Genomic DNA, 19432 nt, shown 5'->3' with positions numbered 1-19432 from the left:
AACTTAATTTATAAAAATACTAACATATTAATTAGGAATAAGCATGAGTAATATCAATAGAATAATACGCGAAGTAATCAAGGAATTCCGCTCAAAATTACCAGATAAGGAAATAGAGGAATATTCTGGCAAATTGAATAAGCTACATATCTACCAGTGCAATAAGCATATAATAGAAAATAAGAAGCTATATCATTATACAATAAATGGGAAAACCCATGCTATGGGTCAGCATGGGCATAATTTTGTCAAGAGTTTAGAAGTTATCTTGAGGAATAAGCCACAAATTTCCTTAGAAGAGGTAATTGATTTTATGGAAAAAATAATTAATTTTGGTATTGATAGTTGTTATGGAGCATTTGAGATGATATTTGAATCTCGCTCTGGTGTTACAATAGATGATGCAGTTAATTTTGTAAAAGATAGCTTATCTAGTAAATTTTATGGATTCCATGGCAGTGGGATTTTCAAAGTAATATTAGAACTTAATCCAGAGAGCTCTCTTGAAGAGATAGAGAAACAATTTAGCAAAGTAGTAGATCCTTACTTTCTTAATGCTTGGAGTCGAGAAAGTGAAAGGGCTTTTGCTAAGATATGTAGGTTATGTAGAGAAGGACATGTGGAGAATATGCAGAAATTTGATTTTAGCAATTTTAATTTAGATCAAGATAGTGCTGGAGCATTAAGAGCACTGTTACAGTATTGTGTTGACGTTTCTAATCAAAAAGCTTTAGGTGATTCACATGAATTGCATAGAGAAGAGATGGAGGGGATATATAAATTTGATGATAATTACGATTTAAATTTAGATAGTGATCATAATGATAGTATCTGGCATTGAAATTATACTACAATAATAAAATAACTGGATAAAAATTATCACCAAAAAAATTCAAAAAAGTGCTTGACATAAAAGAACGAACATTATATAGTGTCATTATCTTTTATTTTACCTCGCTTAATTTAATTACTGGATTAAGCTTACAGTACTAAGCGTGGCACAAAGTGCCACGCTATTTTTCGGTTTACATTTTCAACAGATAAAAAATGATGCCATTTCAGTGCCAAGCACATAACTGTACGGATATTCATTTTTAAAGGTAAATTGCACAACAGATGATGTCATTCCAGTGCTTGACACTGGAATCCAGAAATTTTGCTTATAACTGAGCTGATGAGCTAAAGGTAGTTGTCTTACGCTAAAACAAACGTTTTTAATTAAGTTGCATAGAAGCTGGATCCCAGTGTCAAGCACTGGAATGACATCGTTTACTATGTACCATATTGCAATATTCGTACAACTGTGGGAAACATCTATGGATGCCATTCCTATTACCTTATTTCCATTTTTATTTCATTTTCAAAGGAGGCTATTATGTCACTTACCGATATCGCTCACCGTATCAATGAACTCGCTTCATCATGGGAGCAATTTAAATTAATAAATGATCGCAAACTAAAAGAAATTGAAAGCAAAGGGCGTGCTGATTCTGCAACAATTGAGCAGCTATGCAAGGTAAATAATGCCATTGATAGTTGCAAAGAGCGTTTAGACTTGATCGAAACTGCAGCTCAACGCCCAGAAGTAAATACAGATTTTAGCACAAGCGATAAATATTTTTCTGATTATATCCGCAAGGGAATGGAAAGCGGTTTATCACACAAAACCCTCAGTGGAGATGACAGTGATATCGGGGGGTATCTAGTTACTCCGCATATTGTAAAACGCATAAACAAGCGCGTAACTGATTCGTCCCCAATGCGACAAATATGCTCCAGTCAAAGAATCTCTACTGAAACATTGGATTACATTATAGAAGATTTTGACCGCGCCGGTGCAGGTTGGAGCAGTGAAACAGTAGATGATGAGGACGGTGGCAATAAGTCTAAGTATGATTTTGCAAAAGATACGGACACGCCCAAAATCCAAAAGATTTCCGTCACAACTTACGAGTTATATGCTCAACCACAAATATCACAAAAGTTACTCGATGATGCGTTTGTCGATGTTGAGAGTTGGCTGGTGGAAAAGATTGCCGAGACTTTTAGTAAGGAAGAAAGCGAAGCCTTCATTAAGGGTGAGGGCACTTTTCAACCAAAAGGAATTTTAGCTTATGAAAATGGAAACAGTTATAATAAAATAGAGCAAGTTAAAACTGAAAAATTAGATAGTGATTCAATAATGATGTTGTATTACTCTCTGGACGAATATTATTCCAAAAATGCGTCATTTTTGATGAACAGGAGTACGTTGAAGGATATCAGGCTGCTAAAATCTCAAACAGGTCAGTATCTCTGGCAGCCAAGTCTGTCGCTTGAAGCTCCAGATACTTTAATGGGAATACCAGTATATCAATCTGCCGATATGCCACCAGCGCCAAACAATCAGCTACCAGTAATTGCGATGGCAGATTTCAAACAAGCTTATAAGATTGTAGATAACAGAGGAATGAGAATATTAAGAGACCCTTATACGAATAAACCTTATGTGAGGTTTTTTGTCACTAAGCGTGTCGGCGGAGAGGTTGTAAACACCAGTGCTATTAAATTGTTGAAAGTTGCGAGCAAGTACTAAAAACTTCCGCAGCATCATCTTTATAGCTGATCAAAGCAACACGTCATACCGCGATTCATTCCATAACTGTACGAACATTGTGATTTTGGCCCATCAGGAGGGTGTCATCCCAGTGCTTGACACATATAGCTAAACTGACTTAGATTTACCGACAGTTTGAAAAACAAAAATTCGTCATTCCGCTACTTGTTAGCGGAATCTATGCTGAGATATCGCGGCGGTATGACGTAGGAAAACCTTTCTTGGGTTAGCTATAGTTTGCTATATTATGTGATTTTATTTTTAGCATTGCTTCTTACATTATGTAATTTTGTTTTCCATAATGTATATTATGTAATTTTCGATGCTAAGAGGTTGTCCGGAAACTAGTAAATTCAAGCATATTCCCTCTTTAACATAACCCTACTCATAGCTAGGTATATGAAATTCTCAGTGGATGTTGTGAGTAAATCATACTCCTTCGATAGCCTTCTATTCCTATTAACCCAAGCAAAAGTCCTTTCTACAACCCATCTTCTTGGCTGTACTTTAAACCCTTGTTCTCTTGTTGGTAGTAGCTCAGGTGGCGTATCTTTGTGCACCCAAAATCTACATGGAGGCCTTTTAACAATTTCAATATCTATGTCATATTCTTCCTTTATGTGATTCTTTAAATTTCTTCCTTGGTATCCCATGTCAGCCCACATTTTTTTAACTTTAGTATATTTTGTTCTCATATTGTTTAATGCTATTTTAATACCATCTCTATCATTTTCGTTAGCAGCGCCTACGTAACAACCTAGTATAAAACCCTGAGTGTCTGTAATTATATGCCTTTTTCTACCCTTTACTTTTTTACTTCCATCATAGCCTTTGATCCCCCCTTTTCTGTAGTCTTTACAGATTGACTATCTACTATACAGGCACTCGGCTGCTCATTCCTTCCTATTTTTCTTCTACTATATTTTGTAATTTCATAATTCATTTTCTCAAAAATTCCCTGCTTCTTCCATTGCCTGAACTGCTCATACACAGTCTTCCATAGCGGAAAATCATTTGGTAAATACCGCCATTGACACCCTGTACGCAATACATAGAAAATTGCTTCTAATATTTCTTTTTTGCTATACTTTGGCGGCCTTCCTCCTTTCTTGTATGATACTCTGAAGTGTTTTTCTATTCTTGCCCATTCCCTTTCGCTTAGATCTGTTGGATACTTTTTTCTCATCTTTACCCCGTACTAAAATTTCAGATATTATAGCCTTTTACTTGTTTCCGGACAACCTCTAAGATCTGTTATAGCTCTCAGTATGATATGAGTGATTCTCTTTTAATAATTATTTTTTAAATAGTTTGTTGGTTCATCAATTTCTTTAGGATTGATATCTACAATTATTTTTCCGTTTTTTAACAGAATAATCCGATCTGATATTTTTGTTAAAAAATCCAAATTGTGAGAAGCGATAATCATAGTAATACCCATATCTCTAACTGATTGTAGTAGTTCCACAACGTCGACTATTGTTGCTACATCTAAACCAGACGTTGGCTCATCGCATAATAGAATCCTTGGATTCATCATTAAGCTTCTGGCAAGCGCAACCCGCTGTTTTTGCCCACCGGATAGATTACTAGGGTAATCATTTTTTTTAGAGGCAATACCCAAAGACTCAAGTAGTGAATCACTTTGATCCTGAGTTTTGTTTTTAAGCTTGGGAGCATATGTAAGATTTTCCCAGACAGTCATATGTGAGAAAAGTTGAAAATCCTGAAATACAAAACCAGTACTATCATTGCATTCAATGCTACCAGAATCTAAAACTTCGAGTTTTTGTATACAACGTAACAATGTTGATTTACCACTACCAGAAGGACCAGCAAGACCAACTATAGATTGCTCTATAATCAGGTTAATATTATTAAGTACTGGAACATTATTAAATAATTTACAAACATTATGCATTTTTATCATATATACCTTTCTGTTCAATCTTTTTGCCTATATATTCAATTAGTAATACAAGAGCGTAATAATAAGCCCCAGCAAGACAAAGTGGTATAAAATAAGTAAATTGTTCTGCTGCAAGCATTTGCGCAGAGCGCATAATATCAACACCACCAATAGTAGAGATTAATGCCGTTTCTTTAAGGAGTGCAATGATCTCATTTATCATTGCAGGAAGAATATTTTTAATAACTTGTGGTAATATAATATCTCTCCACATATAGAAACTAGGTATTTGTAAAGTTTTAGCTGCTTCAAACTGGTTTTTTGATATAGTTTCAATACCAGCTCGTAAAATCTCAGCAATATAAGCACAGCTATTTAGACCAAATGCTATAATGCCAGCACTAAATATGTTTAATTTAATTCCTGCAATGGTTGGGGTCATAAAATAAACAACACTTAACTGTAATATAAGGGGGGTGCCACGTATTACAGATATAATTCCATTAATTAATGGAATACAGATCTTATTATATCTGAGTACTGACAATAATCCCCCTAGACTCACACCTAAAAGCAGTCCTCCAATCAATAATTTTAAAGTAAAGGCAAGGCCTGTTCCAACAAACAAGAAATTAGAAATTAATTCCTGCATCAGTTATCTCCTAGCCATTTTTCTGCTATTTTTTGTATTACACCTTTACTTTCTAAACTTTTTAATGCCTCGTTTATTTTATCCTTTAAAGCAGATCCTTTATTCACAGCAATAACATAACCACCATCTAACTTGGCAGTGGCTGACCATGATAGACCAGGATTTTTTTTGCTAAATACTTTACCTTGGAATTCATCAATTAGGACGCCATCAACATGACCAGACTTTAATGTTTCTACAGCTTGATTATTATTGTCTATAGCAATAATTTGAGCTGTTGTAGGAACATGCTCTTTTAGCCAAATTTCCATGACAGTTCCTAGTTGAACGGCTATCTTCTTGTGAGTTAAGTTGTTTATACCGGCTATGGGTTTATTTTTGTGATATAGAATACCAAATTCCCCTGTATAATAACTATTTGAAAAATCAAAATTTTTTTCACGCTCTTCTGTGCTACCAATAGTAGATATAGCAGCATCTACAGAATTACTTTGCAATGCTGCAAATATAGCACTAAACTGCATATCTTTAAATATCGCTTCTTTACCTAACTCTTTTGCTACTAATTGAGCAAGCTCAATGTCAAAGCCAGTAAATTTACCATTTTCATAATATTCAAAAGGTGGATAATCTGCAGAAATTGCAAATCTAATGATATTATCGTGTTTATTTTCCTTGCATCCTGTTAATAGAATACTTATCACTATAATAGCATTTAAAATATATTTTTTCATATTACTAATTTATATTCATATTTTATTCATCTTATGAATATAGACATTAAAAATTGAATAGTCAAGAAATAATGAATATAATTTCAAATATACTTATTACATATTCAATATGAGGAAAATGCATAATGCATGACAACACACTAGGTGAACATATTTTAAATATTATTCAAAATCACGAAATTTTAGAGCAGAGCGATTTACAGACCTTGCTTAAAGAAAGAGGGCACAACATTCCTCAGGCTACTTTATCAAGAAAATTAAAAAAACTTAAAATTGCCAAAGTTGCTGGTATGTATAAAGTAATTGACATCAACCAATATCGATTACCATTAATACTTAATATGCAAATTTCGGATTTTGGTTTAATAGTACTACACACTCAACCAGGACAAGCTAGCAGCCTAGCTTACTTTCTAGATCAGAAGTATGTTATTTATTCATTAAATAATAGCAAAAACATAGGAATTATAGGAACTATAGCAGGTGATGATACAGTATTATTGATCATCAAAAGTAAGGCTGAACTTAACAAAGTATTACAATCAATTTATGAAACATTTCCATATTTAAGTCCTGAATAAGAATGTTGTAAGTTAAAAATGTGATATAAAGGAGATAAGAGGGATTTCTTTGTTTAAATCTTTGTCTTCTTTTTTTCAATATACCTACATATCAGAATGGACAATTCATATAGAATCAGCATAGGTATTGCAAGCCCTACTTGGCTTAATACATCAGGTGGAGTTAAGATTGCAGCGATAATAAAAATTACCACTATCGCGATTCTGCGTTTATTTGACAAACTTTGTGTAGTGAGTAACCCTACTCTCACCATTAATGTGAGTATTACTGGAATTTGAAATGCAGTGCCAAAAGCAAACATAAATTGGAGAACGAGGTCTAAATATTCGCTAACTGATGGCATAAACTCTATTGGTATACCGAAAGATTTCCCACTATGTTCAAAAGTGATGAAAAACTTCCAGGCTAAAGGAAATATATAGTAATAGACTACAGTAGCTCCCGTTACAAATAAAACCGGTGTTGCAATCAAGTATGGCAACAACACTGCCCTTTCACTTTTATATAACCCAGGTGCTAAGAACATATAAAATTGCCATGCAAACACAGGAAAAGAAAACAAAAGTGCGCTCATTATTGCAACTTGGAGATACACAAAAAATGCCTCTGTTAAGTCTGTGTAAATTAAAGAAAAACCTTCGCTACCTTTTGTTGCTTCTATTAAAGGTGCGAGTAAAAAACGGTATATATTTTCCTTAAAGTAATAACAAAAACCAAAAGCAACGCAAAAAAATAGAAAGCAAAAGATAACTCTTTTTCTGAGTTCCGCAAAGTGCTCATAAAATGAGGCGTATTTGCTTGAGTTCCAGTTCATACTTTACTATAGCTCAATAATGCTATGTCTAACATTCTCAGCGAAAAAGCCCACTCATTGTCATACCACGCTGCAACCCTGCATATATCACCTGTAACATATGTACCAGTTAAATCCACAATTGCACTATAAGGGTTATGCACAAAATCTATTGAGACTAAAGGTTCCTCGCATATAGAAAGTACATTTGACATTGGATAACCCTCTGTCATCCTAGTACCCTCTGATGTCATCCGAGTAGCTGACACTGGGATCCAGAAATTAGATTCCAGCGTCACGCGCTGGAATGACGTAGAGGAGAGAGCTGCATCCTTAAACATTTCATTGATTTCTTTAACGGTCGCTTTCTTATCAGTCGTAAATGTAAAATCAACCATAGAAACATTGCTAACCGGAACTCTGACGGCAGTGCCATCTAGCTTGCCCTTTAATTCAGGAATTATAGAACCAATTGTTTTTGCTGCCCCGGTTGTAGTTGGCACCATAGATAATCCGCAAGCCCTTGCTCTACGCAAATCTTTATGATTACCATCAAGAACATTTTGATCATTCGTGTAGGCATGTATAGTAGTCATAAAACCGCTTTTTATACCTAAACTGGAGTGTAGGACTTTCACAATCGGAGCAAGGCAATTTGTAGTGCAAGAACCTGCTGATATCACTTTATGCTCTTTTTCGAGCATATCGTCATTCACACCATAAACTATAGTGACATCAGCATCCGGAACTGGAGCAGAGACAATTACTTTCTCTGCATTGTGCCTTATTGCTTCTTCACGTTTATTGAATGCACCAGTACATTCAAGTATTACATCAACATTCCAAGGAATATTTTCAGGATTCCGTTCTCTATATAAAGAAAACTTTTTGCCATTTATAGAAATCCAATTTTGAGACTCATTAAAATCAATATCACCACTGAATTTGCCATGAACAGAATCATATTTAATCAAATGTGCATGCTGCTTTGCACTGAGCGATCCATTGACAGCTACAACTTCTATTTGTTTGCTATATTCTTCTATTTCGAAAATAGCACGCAATACGCCTCTGCCTATTCTACCCAGACCATTAATTCCTACACGAATCGTCATCTCTTCATTCAAAAAATTTAATTATAGAGGATATCACTTGATATTTCATTTTATTCTTTTGCTTTTCTATCGATATGAACATTATAGCAAGGAGACAGGGCTAAAAACTTGCTTGACAAACTCCGCCAGCCCCCTTATCATAAAATTGAAGCTATTGTATTTGCTTTCGCCAATCTGCAGATTAAAAGGTAAGGATTACTTAATGTATCGGCGTCTTATGTTTAATTTTTTGCAGTACATAGATACTGTATGTCTTTACAAAACTTCATCTACATCTAGATTTTTATCTAAATAAGCTGAACGCGCTTATAAAGCGTTACAAGACATCAAAAAATGCCAATACTCGACAGAGATAGTAAAAGACTAGCTAACTCGGGGATTCTTTGTCTTTTTTTCTGCTTAGTAAACTTCTTAAACATTTGCAGCGTAAGTTAGTTGCAATTAAAAGCAGCTTAATCTTGCTTGTCAAGCGTTTAAAACATAAAAAACGCCAATATTTTAAAGCGGATAATAACCCCAGGGCTTCTTTTGCCTTTTTTTTCATTTGGTAAATTTCTTAATGTTTATAGCTAAAAGAGCCCAAGAGAGGTCAATGCCCCTGTGATGTCATTCCAGTGCTTGACACTGGAATCCAGCCTTTATTATGCAGCCACTTGGTTGAAATTAAGTCTTCTGGATCCCAGTGGGCTTTGTTGCATCGCTAGCTATGATGGATTAAAGATAAAAAAGATGGAGAATATCAGTAGCTTATTATTCTGGTATTTATAACAAGAACGGTCAGTGAATACCTAAATTTGAGTAAAAGAAATTTCACTACCACTCACTAATCCGGCTAAAATTCAAGAATTTCAATGCTTTAGCTATTTTCAATAGAATTAAATTTATTAATGTAAATAATAAATTACTATTCTTAAATTTGATCAGATTGATTGCAAAAAAACAAGATTTTCAATAGGTTGCTTATAATCCTAACTATAGTTAGCCTTTCATAAGTAGCGATGCAACAAAGCCATCCCAGTGTCAAGCACTGGGATGACAAAAAAAGGAGGCTACTCGGATGACAGGAGAAGGTACTGCCGTCATAAAGGAACCAGTTTCAGCTACTTTCATGACATCGTTGTAACATTGTACCATATTACAATTTAGCGTTTTTAGTAACTAAGAAAGTGCTTCCCCCTTTTAGAGCACTGCATATAATAGAATTATATCGCAGTGCATTGCGAAACAAAATTCCCAATACTACAGGAGGCTTTATGAATAAGAAATTTCTCTATTCACCATTGTCAATAAAAAGTATAGGAGAAAACGGTGTATTTTCTGGTTATGCGAGCGTTTTTAACATAGTTGATAAACAAAATGATCTGATATTGCCCGGAGCATTTAAGGAAAATTTAAACAGAAATAAAATAAAACTCCTTTGGCAGCATAATCCTGACGAACCTATAGGTAGTATCATAGATATTTATGAAAATGATGTTGGCCTGTATATAACCGCACATTTACTTTTGGGTATTCAGAAAGCAGAAGAAGTGTATTTGATGCTCAAAACTGGGGCAATTAACGGACTTTCCATCGGCTATATACCTATAGAGTATGATGTTGATCATAAAAGTGGAGCTAGAGTGTTAAAACAAGTGGAATTATGGGAAGTCAGTTTGGTCACTTTTCCTGCAAACTTGGCTGCTCAGGTAATCAATGTGAAAAATCAGAACAATGAACAGGGAGTGTTAGCAAGAGCGATAGAAAAAGCAAATGCTGTACTTGCAGACATGTACATTTCTGCTTAAAGTGTATTAGGCGGGCAAAGACTTTACCATAATTTGACACCTGCGTTAGTATTTGTTTAACATTTATACTAATATATATAACTTTATTACTATTAAAATTTTCTGTAAATTAAAGTTAAAAAATAAGGTAATTTTATGCTAAATATTAATAATAAGGTTAATTATGAAATTAATATTAAGCGAAAGGAAAAAAAATACAGCTGGTCTACTGTATTTGCTTGGTTATATCTAAAAACGATTGGACGAATATTGCCCAAGAGATGGAATAGATGGGCAGAAAATATTTTGTACTACGATAAAACTACTGCAAACAATGAAGTTCAAACTGATGCTTTTAAGACAATAGATGGAAGTGTTCAAGTTGACTTAAAACCTGAAGTTGTAGAGAAAGAGAGCCAAAGTGTAGTGATAAACAAAGATGGAGGGGTTCAGACTGATGGAGTAGCATTGATAACAGAGGAAGATGATGAAGCATTAGAAGAACAGCTGGAGGGCATAAATCAGGAATTAGAACTTGAACGTTTACAAAATGCTTCCTTAAAAGAAGAAAATAGAGAATTACGATCTGCAATTGAAGGACTTGAAAAGAGTTATAAGGGACTTACAGAAGATGCAGGCGAACGAGAAGAGGAACTAACCAAATACAAACAAGATAAAAAAGCAATGCAGGATAAAGTTGATGAACAACAGAAAACTATATTTGATCAATACATGATAATAAGAGAGCAAGGAGAAGAAATTGAAGCTACTAGGAAAGATAATGAAAGTCTGCAAGCACAAATAATAGAACTTAAGAGTAGGTTAAAGGACAAGGAGGATAAATTAATTGAATTGAATCAACAATGGCAAGCTAGCAAATTAGTGGCTTTACTTAAATCACAGACTGATAAATTGTGTCAGGCTAAAGACAAAAATACTGAATTAGAAAATAAAGTCAGTGACTTAGGTCATGAAAACAAAGCTCTACGATTAAGTGTGAATACATTGACTGCTCAATTGGGTGAAATGGAGAACTTGGGGAAGCAATTACAAAGTGTTCAAGAATCTAAACAACAATTGGAGATTGATTTAGAAGGTCAATTGAAAGCTGACACTAAGAAACTACAGGAAGCAAAAGAAGGTCAATTGGCTAAAAAGGCAGGTGCAGTGAGTACAGTATCTACTGCAAAATCAACTCTTTCAAAATTACGAAACTTGCCCAATAAGCTTTCTAGGGATAAGGGTCTCAATAACTTTTTATCTGGGAAAAACGAGGAGTTAAAAAAAGGTTTTCCTGAATTTAAAGAGAAACACTTTTGCCATAACGTGCTTAATGAAACTATAAAGTCTCTATCAAATCAAGATGATGGCAAATTTGAAAGCAGTAAGCTGCTTGAATTATTAGAAAGTAATTTGAAACAATCCGCAAGGGAGATCATAGAAGCTAAGGTTAAAGAAGTTGTCAACGAACATTGTAACATTGGAAAAAATATGGGTAAAGAACTACGAGATGACACGTTAAAAGCCAAGTTGTCACCTTCTGTTAGAAAATGCGTAAAAAAATTAGAATTTAACAAACAAGAAGGGGTAAATAAGATTGTAGACTCTATCTTGCACAGCTTTAATAGCAAGAATAATAATAATAACGACTCAGGAGAATTGCTTAAAGAAATTGTTACAGGAAAATTAACAGAGGCTAAAATGAAATGTTTTTCAAATAAGATTCAAGAGTTACAACTGGCATTAAGCATAAGAGATAAATTTTTATCTCCAGATCAGGGAATGTGTAATCAAACTCAAGGAGGAGTAAACGAATATCAATTAACAGAAAAAGCTAAAAAAGAACATATACCTAATTCCTCTATGAGTTCCCCTAATATTGCAAGCATACATTCATTGAACAGTCAGAAAGCAGTTAGAATAGGTTCTTAGCATAAAGCACCAGCTCCTCTTTTGTTAAAGTGTAGGAGCTATCTTCCCAATGTTGTTTTAGCAATTCCAAGTTTCTACCTAAACTTTTTCCTGGCTGGTGACCTATACTTATTAAATCATCGCCAGATAAAGGAAATTTTGGAATATTGAATGTGTTAGCAAATGAAATGTATTCATCAACATTTTCTCCAGACTCAACACCACAAATTTTCACTAAATCACAATATAATTCTCTACCAAATAAAGATATGTATTTTTTTTGCTCTTTTTCTGAGAGTTCTGTTTTGATATCGTTGGATAGTAAAAATAGCAGCTTTTTCTTTTGCTTGTTCGAAAGACGTAAAAATTTGCTTACATATTCTCCAAGACTTAACCTGTCATTTTTTTTAGTAGCCCTAAGGAGTAACGCTAATTTTACTAGTGCATCAGTGCCCAAAAGAAGTGGCGAAGACAGAATTTCGCATTTTACTTCTTTTGGGATAATCTTTTGCAAAACATCAGATTCTTGCATGCTCTTAAGTGTTGGAAAAGGATCATTGCACTCCAGCAATTTAAGTATTTCATCTCTTATTCTCTCTCCAGAGAGGTTTTGGATCATATGCGAATGCTTTTTGCATACGCTTAGTATTTCATCACTCAAATCTCCGACACATATTTTTGCATGAAAACGAAAAGCTCTTAGAATACGTAGATAGTCTTCTTTAATTCTATCTTCAGCGTTGCCTATAAAGTTTAACCTTCGCGCTTTTAAGTCCTCTATACCACCAAAGTAGTCATATATATGGCCATGCTTATCTGCATACAGAGCATTAAATGTAAAGTCGCGCCTTGAAGCATCCGCTTGCCAATTATTGGTAAATTCTACTTTTGCATGCCTACCATCACATTTCACATCATGCCTTAGTGTCGTAATTTCAAAAGACCTCTGATTTAGAACCGCAGTGATAGTTCCATGTTTTAAGCCAGTTGGAATAGTTTTTATATTACGGAGTTTTAGCGCTTTAATCGTTTGATTGGGAAGCAAATTAGTAGCTAAATCGATGTCGTGGACATCACGCTGCAAAATTGAGTCTCTCACACACCCGCCGACAAGCCTAGCCTCACCACCAAATTCCTCTATGGCATCAATAATTAAACTAGTCTCATGGTCAACTTGCATTTAGGTTAGTACGTACTGCAAGTTCATATTATATGAAATGCTTGCAAAAGCCCTATATAAAAATATACAGGGCTATTAAGATTTTACAAGTTGTGGTGCTCGTTGTTGATGAAATGGTTCTGCCATCGATTCCGTACCACATCTTAGTAAACTTGAAGGGTTTTGCTGCTCTATGCGCTGCTTTATATCACTAACGCACTGCCCTACAACATCACCAATTTTTCCATCAGCATTTTCTGCCAATAACTTATCAAATCCCTTTTCAACCTCTGCTCTCTCAGAGATATCCTTTGAAAGGTTACAATATTCTAAGATCTCGTCTAGCTGCAGTTTTTTTGCTAATAGGAAATCTTCTTGTTCTTGCTCTTGTTTAAGTTTGGTTTCCTCTTGCAGTTGTTTTGCTGAACTTTTATTTCTATCAAGCAATGGTTCGAAATGCAATCCGCCTTTGTTTATTATATGCACAGTACTACTATCATCATAATCAACTTTATTGTATTCACCTGCACTTTTTGAACCTGAATTGTCTATTAATTCATGCAAAGACAGATCTTGGTTATCAACAGTCTGGTTCTCTATAACATGTAGCTTTACCTTATACTTTTCACAAAGTATTCTGCCTTCAACGTCAGGATCACCCCACCTACTGTTACGCATAATGTCTGCTGTATAATCATCTACAGTTTCACTACGGTGCTGGCCATTGTTATCATGACTATTGACAATTGCATTTGTAAACCACTTTGGTGGATTCTTTTGCGCAAATTCCCTACAATCATTTCTTAATTTTTCGGCAGTAACTTGCTCTCCTGTCTGTTGTTCTAGACTTTGCCTGAACGAGTCAAAAAAACAGCTTCCATTACCAATTGCTTGTCCTACATAGAAATTGTCAGGGTAAGGTTTACTATTTAAAAGAGTTATTTCTTGCCCTGAGATCCTGGGCCTTTTTATTCCAACCTCAACATCATGAAAGTCACTTGGTAGTTTCCGTTTCTTAGCTGTAGTCATAGTTTTACCTTAATTTAAGCTATATATTACTATACCAACAAAATTGTCAATAAGCGACTAATTAAGTATAGCAGAAATTTTTAAATTATGCAATAGTTATAATTTTACATAGCAAATATGAGTTTTAACTGCGGTATAGTTGGGTTACCAAACATAGGAAAATCAACCTTATTTAATGCGCTTACAGAGTCAAGTGCAGCCGAAGCTGCAAATTATCCTTTTTGCACAATCGAGCCAAATATAGGCAAGATTTCGATAAAAGATCAACGTTTGAAACAAATCGCAGCAATTGCAGGCTCAGAGAAGGTAATCTACAACCAATTAGAAGTTGTAGATATTGCAGGTCTGGTAAAGGGTGCGAGCAAAGGCGAAGGGCTTGGCAATAAATTTTTAAGCCATATCAGAGAAGTTGATGCCATCGTTCATCTGCTCAGGTGCTTTACGGATGACGATATCAGCCATATACACAGTAAAATAGATCCAATATCAGATGCTGAAGTGGTAGAAATGGAATTAATCCTAGCTGATATTGATAGCATAGAAAAAAGGCTTCCTCAATTGGAAAAGAAAGCAAAGCAAGGTGATAAAGAGCTAAAGAGACAACTTGAATTAATGCAAGAGGTATTAGCTACTTTAAAATTAGGTAAACCTGCAAGAAGTTTGGAGAATATCAATGAAGATGAGATGAAGTTGCTTCAATTGCTGACAACAAAGCCCGTTATGTACGTTTGCAATGTTGAAGATACAAATGTTATAACTGGCAATGAATTATCTAAAAAGGTAGAGAGGATGGCGGAGGAAAATAAAAGCAAATTTTATTGCATTTCAGCAAAACTCGAAGCAGATATTGCAAATCTTGATAGTGAAGAGGAAAAACAGAGTTTTTTATCAGAATTTGGCTTACAAGAATCAGGCCTTGATGGAGTAGCGCGTATTATGTATGAAGTGCTGAGTATGATAACTTTCTTTACTGTGGGCCCCAAAGAAGCACGTGCATGGCCAGTAAAAATAGGGTCAACAGCCGATAAAGCAGCAGGTGTAATCCACACTGATTTTGAGAAAGGCTTTATAAAAGCAGAGACAATAAGCTTTGCAGACTACATAAAGTATGGAAGTGAATCAGCTTGCAAAGACGCAGGAAAAATTCGCTTTGAAGGCAGAGATTATATCGTGCAAGATGGCGATATAATGCACTTTAGGTTTAATGTGTAGTTTATTATGCAGCCACTTATTTAAAGTTAAGTTTTCTGGATCCCAGTGTCTGGGCACTGGGATGACATCCTCCCTAGCGGAGATTGCTCTCAAACCACAATGTTCGTACAGTAAGCACTGACCACTTTGCTTCAATATTTGCGATGCCCCTGAACAGATACAAAAAATCTATTGTTTTTTTATAAATTAAATCCTAAGGCATTTTTTACTGTAGATTAATCATTTGATTATAGTATCATTTTAATTAAGCTTATGCTTGGGATATTTATGAAGAATATTTTATATTTTATATTATTAGCTGTCGTATTCGGATCACCCATCCTGTTTGCCGTAGAGCAGCTTGAAGAAAAGAAAATTGAATCAGTTCATAAAAACGAAAATGTAGGTGTAAGGAAGCAAGATAGCACAAATCAAAAAGATGAGTTAAAAAGCAACGTCGATGCTAAACAAACACAAGAGGCTGAGAGCAAAAGATTAGACGGCACTACCGATAAAGAGAAACTGCAACACAACGAGAACAAAGCTTTCGTGGTTGAAAAAACTATAAGTGAAGGTGAAAGGATTGATAAAGATTTGCCAAATGACCAGCTAGAAGGAAGCACAGACAAATTTGCTCAAAATTTACCAAATGTGGCCAATAAAGAAGTGAATAAAGATTTGAAACCAGAGCCTTTGCCTTTAAGTGCTGATTTAAATGAGAATACAGCTAACCCGCAAAAAAATCTACAAGCTGATCAGAAGATTGATATAAAAGATAATGAACTTTCAAAAAGTGATGCGAGTCAATTATTAGAGGGAAAAAAAGAAAAAGTAGAGAATCAGTCTGAAGAAAAAAAAGTGAAAGAAACAAACAGTAATTCCAAGGACCGCAATAGAGTAAAACCTATAACTAAAAAAGATGAAGAAGAGCAAAGTGAAAAGAAAAGTTTACAAAAATGGACAAAGCTAAACAGAGAACCAATAAAAGAATGGGGTCATAAAGACATACAAAGCAAGTCAATATATAAACGACAATATGATAGCCTTAATGAGCATCTTCCTACAACTGTGTTTATTGATGATTACAGTAAGCAATTTTTTTACTGCATTAAGAAGAACAACTTAACTTGCTTAAGAGGAGTAATAAGTAAGCTAGAAAAAATTGGATTAACAATTCAAGAGATACTAAGGTTTAGAAATAAATTGGGTGATACTCCTCTCATTTATTCAGTTAAACAAGGTGAGGTAGACATAGTGCGCTTTCTCTTATTACAAGGTGCTGATCTTAGAGTAGTTAACAATAATTTTCAATCCCCAATTGATATAGCAATCGAAAAAAAGCAGATCAATATAATAAATGCGATTGCCGAAATGATGCCACATCTTTTGGAGGATAGAAAAATAGACAATAAAGAAAGCTCAGCAATGTACGATTGGGCTGTGAAAACGAAAGAAATACAGTGCGATAAGCAAGATGATTAGATTTTTGATATTAATTTTAGTTGGTCATTTATGTTATGGAAACGAAACAAATGATGAAAAAAATCAGATTAGTGATTTTTTAAACGCTTTGCGTGATGCAAAATACGTATCTTACAGTAAAAAAGACTTTGCTGAATTTTTGGTGCAGTGCCACAAAGAGGGCGTGCCAGAAGATTTTAAGAAAGGTTTTGGTTCTAACTTAAATGGAGCTAATTTTAACCAACTGTACCTAAGTAAATCTGTTTTTGATGGAGTAAGTCTGATTGGTGCCGATTTTTCTAACACCGATTTATCCGATGTGTCTTTCATTGATGTTGATTTACGTGGTGCTAATTTTTCCAATGCTAATTTACATGGCATTAAAATAAAAGGTACAAATTTGAGTTTTACAAAATTTGTTTCTGCAAACTTAACAGATATCGTATTTGATCAGTCTAATGTTAGTTATGCTGATTTTATCAGTTCCGATCTCAAAAAAGTAAGTATGCACAACGTAATTGGTTTGCATACTAATTTCTCGAATGTGAAAATGAATTTCTCCAACTTATCAAACTCGAATGTTAGCCACGTAAATTTTAGTGATAGTGAAATAAACGATACTGTTATGCAGAAAAACAACCTTGATAATGCAAGTTTCTTTGGAGTGGATGCATATAAATTAAAGATACAATTTTCTTCATTAAAAAATGCTAACATATATGGTGCAGAGTTAAAAGAATCAGACTTTACAGGTAGCAATCTTTCCGATGCTTGCCTTAATTCTTCTATCATAATTAACAGTAACTTCGACGAAACTGATTTAAGCAACACACAAATTTCCTATGTGAATGACGATAATTCAAGTTTTGTTCAATCTATACTAAATGGTTCCAAGATAAAACATGCATATGTTTCTGAAGCAAATCTTCATGATGCTGATTTATCCAATATTGATTTTAGTTTTAGTGAACTGCATCAAGTTAATGTCTCTAATGCTGACATTCGTCACGGAAAGTTTCATAATACTAAAGTTGCAAATTCTAACATGAATGGCTCATTTTTTGACCATTCACTATTCACCTATGTGAAGATAGAAGATTCAGACCTTTCTACAACTTCAATGTATAAGATAAAAATCCAAGACTCTCAAGTTTATAACAGTACACTTTCTCGCCATAATATTGATTCCAGTGAAATAGAAAATTCAACATTCTTTAATTTATTAGCTGATAATTCGAGTTGGTCCAATTTAAAAGTAACTAATTCAAATTTTATTGAAAGCGATTTCAGATCTTCTTTGCTTCACGCTAATGCCTTTAGGAAAACTAGTTTTTTTCTTAGCAATTTGAGTAATTCAACAATTAGTGATATGTCTTTTCACTCTTCAAGCATATATAAAAGTTCAGTTGCTGATGTTCATTTAACAGATTGCAAGTTTGATAATTCGATTTTGATTGACAATCAAGGACAGAAAAAACTTGCAGGGTTAGAAAATGCTATAACTTCAATTGGAGATTTGCAAGAGAAAATATCACAGGGTGAAAAATTTAATGTAAATTATTCTTACTTTGAATTTAAGAATATGAATTTAGAAAATGCCGATTTTTCTAATTCAACATTGAGTAGAGCAAAGTTTGTAAACGTTAATTTGAATAAGGCAAATTTTGAAAAAACCGATTTGCGCTATACTGTCTTTGATAACTCTTCTCTCATTGGCACCAACTTATCAAATTCTAATTTAGAAGGTTCTAGCTTTTTAAACTCTGATCCAAAAAGCACCATGTTAAAAAATGCAAAGAAAAATGACCGTAAAAAGTGAGGGCGTATTATTGGTTCTATCCTCCCCTTCTGGAGCTGGAAAAACTACTATATCAGCAAAATTACTTGAGCAATCAACTAATTTAGTTAGGTCTGTTTCTATGACTACACGCAAGCCTCGCCCCGGCGAAATAAATGGAAAAGACTATTTTTTCGTTACCGAAGAAAAATTTCACGAGTTATGCAAAGCTGGCCAAATGCTTGAATACGCCAAAGTTTTTGAGAATTTTTATGGTATACCAAGAGATTTTATAGAGCAAAACCTGAGCAGTGGAATAAGCGTTTTACTCAGCATAGACTGGCAAGGAGCATTTCACTTATTCAAGCTCATGAGAAAAAAAGTTGTGAGTGTTTTTATACTTCCCCCTTCAATGGAAGAGCTTAGGTTGCGTTTGCAAAAGCGTAATAGTGATGATGCAAGCGAAATAGAGCGCAGATTAGCCGAAGCTCAAAAAGAGATAAGCAAACGTGATAAATATGATTATGTAATAATCAATGATGATATTGATAAAAGTGTAGAAGAGATAAGCTCCATACTAAATAAAGAAAGACTTAAAAAACTAAAAGAAAAACCAAGTCTGGAAGACTGATAAAAACATCAATTTGGATATTTGCAGCTATAGTTTCTTATCCTATTTTAGCCAATAGCACATTTCACAGTTTAGCTATATTTATTATTTTTTAAGATTAAATGGTTAAAATAGTAGCAACTGTTC

General features: G+C 34.3%; 17 protein-coding genes and 2 pseudogenes. 9 read left to right on the top strand and 10 right to left on the bottom strand.

Features of this window, described 5'->3' with window-relative positions; genetic code table 11:
• Positions 1-43 precede the first annotated feature (43 nt).
• On the top strand, positions 44-841 hold the full coding sequence (locus ACQH2O_RS04685; RefSeq protein ID WP_007548904.1) for a hypothetical protein: 798 nt from the start codon (positions 44-46) through the stop codon (positions 839-841).
• A 192-nt stretch (positions 842-1033) separates the two neighbouring features.
• Here the strand turns inward: ACQH2O_RS04685 and ACQH2O_RS04680 are convergent, their stop codons facing one another.
• Positions 1034-1327 carry a hypothetical protein gene (locus ACQH2O_RS04680; RefSeq protein WP_010962608.1) on the bottom strand — a complete coding sequence of 98 codons (294 nt, stop codon included), beginning with the start codon at positions 1325-1327 and terminating at the stop codon, positions 1034-1036.
• A gap of 48 nt (positions 1328-1375) precedes the next feature.
• Between ACQH2O_RS04680 and ACQH2O_RS04675 the strand changes: the two genes are divergently transcribed.
• On the top strand, positions 1376-2575 hold the full coding sequence (locus tag ACQH2O_RS04675; protein ID WP_065094900.1) for a phage major capsid protein: 1200 nt from the start codon (positions 1376-1378) through the stop codon (positions 2573-2575).
• Positions 2576-2949: 374 nt separating this feature from the next.
• On the opposite strand, the pseudogene ACQH2O_RS04670 reads toward ACQH2O_RS04675, so the two are convergent.
• The 4 genes and pseudogenes from ACQH2O_RS04670 to ACQH2O_RS04655 all read right to left on the bottom strand — a co-directional run bounded on the left by ACQH2O_RS04670 (position 2950) and on the right by ACQH2O_RS04655 (position 5891).
• Positions 2950-3782: pseudogene (locus ACQH2O_RS04670) on the bottom strand (IS5 family transposase).
• A 102-nt stretch (positions 3783-3884) separates the two neighbouring features.
• A complete protein-coding gene (locus ACQH2O_RS04665) occupies positions 3885-4526 on the bottom strand; it encodes an amino acid ABC transporter ATP-binding protein (RefSeq protein ID WP_010962606.1) in 642 nt (213 codons plus the stop codon).
• On the bottom strand, positions 4510-5157 hold the full coding sequence (locus ACQH2O_RS04660; protein WP_022626279.1) for an amino acid ABC transporter permease: 648 nt from the start codon (positions 5155-5157) through the stop codon (positions 4510-4512). Before ACQH2O_RS04660 ends, ACQH2O_RS04665 begins: the two co-directional genes overlap by 17 nt.
• Complete coding sequence (locus ACQH2O_RS04655; RefSeq protein ID WP_038198776.1) at positions 5157-5891, bottom strand: ABC transporter substrate-binding protein; 735 nt, start codon at positions 5889-5891, stop codon at positions 5157-5159. The genes ACQH2O_RS04660 and ACQH2O_RS04655 overlap by 1 nt, the downstream gene beginning before the upstream one ends.
• Before the next feature lie 125 nt (positions 5892-6016).
• Between ACQH2O_RS04655 and ACQH2O_RS04650 the strand changes: the two genes are divergently transcribed.
• The gene (locus ACQH2O_RS04650) at positions 6017-6472 is read left to right on the top strand and encodes an arginine repressor ArgR (RefSeq protein WP_010081874.1); all 456 of its coding nucleotides are present in this window, start codon (positions 6017-6019) and stop codon (positions 6470-6472) included.
• Between the two features lie 53 nt (positions 6473-6525).
• Here the strand turns inward: ACQH2O_RS04650 and tatC are convergent, their stop codons facing one another.
• The 3 genes and pseudogenes from tatC to ACQH2O_RS04635 all read right to left on the bottom strand — a co-directional run.
• A complete protein-coding gene (gene tatC / locus ACQH2O_RS04645; RefSeq protein WP_010962605.1) occupies positions 6526-7287 on the bottom strand; it encodes a twin-arginine translocase subunit TatC in 762 nt (253 codons plus the stop codon).
• A complete protein-coding gene (locus tag ACQH2O_RS04640; protein ID WP_010962604.1) occupies positions 7284-8381 on the bottom strand; it encodes a type I glyceraldehyde-3-phosphate dehydrogenase in 1098 nt (365 codons plus the stop codon). The genes tatC and ACQH2O_RS04640 overlap by 4 nt, the downstream gene beginning before the upstream one ends.
• Positions 8382-8982: 601 nt before the next feature.
• Positions 8983-9066 (bottom strand): annotated as a pseudogene (locus ACQH2O_RS04635) (WPE palindromic element domain-containing protein); the annotation flags it as partial.
• Between the two features lie 568 nt (positions 9067-9634).
• On the opposite strand from ACQH2O_RS04635, the gene ACQH2O_RS04630 reads away from it, so the two are divergent.
• Positions 9635-10168 (top strand): HK97 family phage prohead protease, encoded by a 534-nt coding sequence (locus ACQH2O_RS04630; RefSeq protein WP_070357044.1) that lies wholly within the window; start codon positions 9635-9637, stop codon positions 10166-10168.
• A 135-nt stretch (positions 10169-10303) separates the two neighbouring features.
• Positions 10304-12079 carry a hypothetical protein gene (locus ACQH2O_RS04625; protein WP_174516763.1) on the top strand — a complete coding sequence of 592 codons (1776 nt, stop codon included), beginning with the start codon at positions 10304-10306 and terminating at the stop codon, positions 12077-12079.
• Here ACQH2O_RS04625 and ACQH2O_RS04620 read toward each other — a convergent pair.
• Both ACQH2O_RS04620 and ACQH2O_RS04615 read right to left on the bottom strand, forming a co-directional pair.
• Entirely contained in the window at positions 12063-13238 is a 1176-nt protein-coding gene (locus ACQH2O_RS04620; RefSeq protein ID WP_010962599.1) for a CCA tRNA nucleotidyltransferase, read from the bottom strand. The two genes, ACQH2O_RS04625 and ACQH2O_RS04620, sit on opposite strands and share 17 nt — an antisense overlap.
• Positions 13239-13313: 75 nt before the next feature.
• Positions 13314-14246 carry a hypothetical protein gene (locus ACQH2O_RS04615; RefSeq protein WP_425385090.1) on the bottom strand — a complete coding sequence of 311 codons (933 nt, stop codon included), beginning with the start codon at positions 14244-14246 and terminating at the stop codon, positions 13314-13316.
• Positions 14247-14363: 117 nt separating this feature from the next.
• On the opposite strand from ACQH2O_RS04615, the gene ychF reads away from it, so the two are divergent.
• From ychF to gmk, 4 genes are all read left to right on the top strand, one after another.
• Positions 14364-15458, top strand: a complete 1095-nt coding sequence (gene ychF / locus ACQH2O_RS04610; RefSeq protein ID WP_010962597.1) for a redox-regulated ATPase YchF — start codon at positions 14364-14366, stop codon at positions 15456-15458.
• 267 nt (positions 15459-15725) lie between these two features.
• Positions 15726-16919, top strand: coding sequence for an ankyrin repeat domain-containing protein (locus ACQH2O_RS04605; protein WP_070356816.1), 1194 nt, complete (start codon positions 15726-15728; stop codon positions 16917-16919).
• The gene (locus ACQH2O_RS04600; protein ID WP_070356815.1) at positions 16912-18717 is read left to right on the top strand and encodes a pentapeptide repeat-containing protein; all 1806 of its coding nucleotides are present in this window, start codon (positions 16912-16914) and stop codon (positions 18715-18717) included. The genes ACQH2O_RS04605 and ACQH2O_RS04600 overlap by 8 nt, the downstream gene beginning before the upstream one ends.
• Complete coding sequence (gmk, locus tag ACQH2O_RS04595) at positions 18701-19306, top strand: guanylate kinase (RefSeq protein WP_022626283.1); 606 nt, start codon at positions 18701-18703, stop codon at positions 19304-19306. The genes ACQH2O_RS04600 and gmk overlap by 17 nt, the downstream gene beginning before the upstream one ends.
• Positions 19307-19432 lie beyond the last annotated feature (126 nt).

This window comes from Wolbachia endosymbiont (group B) of Schoenobius gigantella (assembly GCF_964031005.1).
Taxonomy (GTDB): domain Bacteria; phylum Pseudomonadota; class Alphaproteobacteria; order Rickettsiales; family Anaplasmataceae; genus Wolbachia; species Wolbachia pipientis.
Note: the sequence above shows the minus strand (reverse complement) of the source record. Positions and strands in the feature narration are given on the sequence as shown.

Excerpts from the sequence above, each read along its gene's own strand:
- ACQH2O_RS04630 (WP_070357044.1), top strand. The coding sequence starts at position 9,635 with ATGAATAAGAAATTTCTCTATTCACCATTGTCAATAAAAAGTATAGGA.
- ACQH2O_RS04685 (WP_007548904.1), top strand. The coding sequence starts at position 44 with ATGAGTAATATCAATAGAATAATACGCGAAGTAATCAAGGAATTCCGC.
- ACQH2O_RS04625 (WP_174516763.1), top strand. The coding sequence starts at position 10,304 with ATGCTAAATATTAATAATAAGGTTAATTATGAAATTAATATTAAGCGA.
- tatC (WP_010962605.1), bottom strand. The coding sequence starts at position 7,287 with ATGAACTGGAACTCAAGCAAATACGCCTCATTTTATGAGCACTTTGCG.
- ACQH2O_RS04665 (WP_010962606.1), bottom strand. The coding sequence starts at position 4,526 with ATGATAAAAATGCATAATGTTTGTAAATTATTTAATAATGTTCCAGTA.
- ACQH2O_RS04615 (WP_425385090.1), bottom strand. The coding sequence starts at position 14,246 with ATGACTACAGCTAAGAAACGGAAACTACCAAGTGACTTTCATGATGTT.
- gmk (WP_022626283.1), top strand. The coding sequence starts at position 18,701 with ATGACCGTAAAAAGTGAGGGCGTATTATTGGTTCTATCCTCCCCTTCT.
- ychF (WP_010962597.1), top strand. The coding sequence starts at position 14,364 with ATGAGTTTTAACTGCGGTATAGTTGGGTTACCAAACATAGGAAAATCA.
- ACQH2O_RS04620 (WP_010962599.1), bottom strand. The coding sequence starts at position 13,238 with ATGCAAGTTGACCATGAGACTAGTTTAATTATTGATGCCATAGAGGAA.
- ACQH2O_RS04660 (WP_022626279.1), bottom strand. The coding sequence starts at position 5,157 with ATGCAGGAATTAATTTCTAATTTCTTGTTTGTTGGAACAGGCCTTGCC.
- ACQH2O_RS04655 (WP_038198776.1), bottom strand. The coding sequence starts at position 5,891 with ATGAAAAAATATATTTTAAATGCTATTATAGTGATAAGTATTCTATTA.
- ACQH2O_RS04605 (WP_070356816.1), top strand. The coding sequence starts at position 15,726 with ATGAAGAATATTTTATATTTTATATTATTAGCTGTCGTATTCGGATCA.
- ACQH2O_RS04650 (WP_010081874.1), top strand. The coding sequence starts at position 6,017 with ATGCATGACAACACACTAGGTGAACATATTTTAAATATTATTCAAAAT.
- ACQH2O_RS04600 (WP_070356815.1), top strand. The coding sequence starts at position 16,912 with ATGATTAGATTTTTGATATTAATTTTAGTTGGTCATTTATGTTATGGA.
- ACQH2O_RS04640 (WP_010962604.1), bottom strand. The coding sequence starts at position 8,381 with ATGACGATTCGTGTAGGAATTAATGGTCTGGGTAGAATAGGCAGAGGC.
- ACQH2O_RS04675 (WP_065094900.1), top strand. The coding sequence starts at position 1,376 with ATGTCACTTACCGATATCGCTCACCGTATCAATGAACTCGCTTCATCA.
- ACQH2O_RS04680 (WP_010962608.1), bottom strand. The coding sequence starts at position 1,327 with ATGGCATCCATAGATGTTTCCCACAGTTGTACGAATATTGCAATATGG.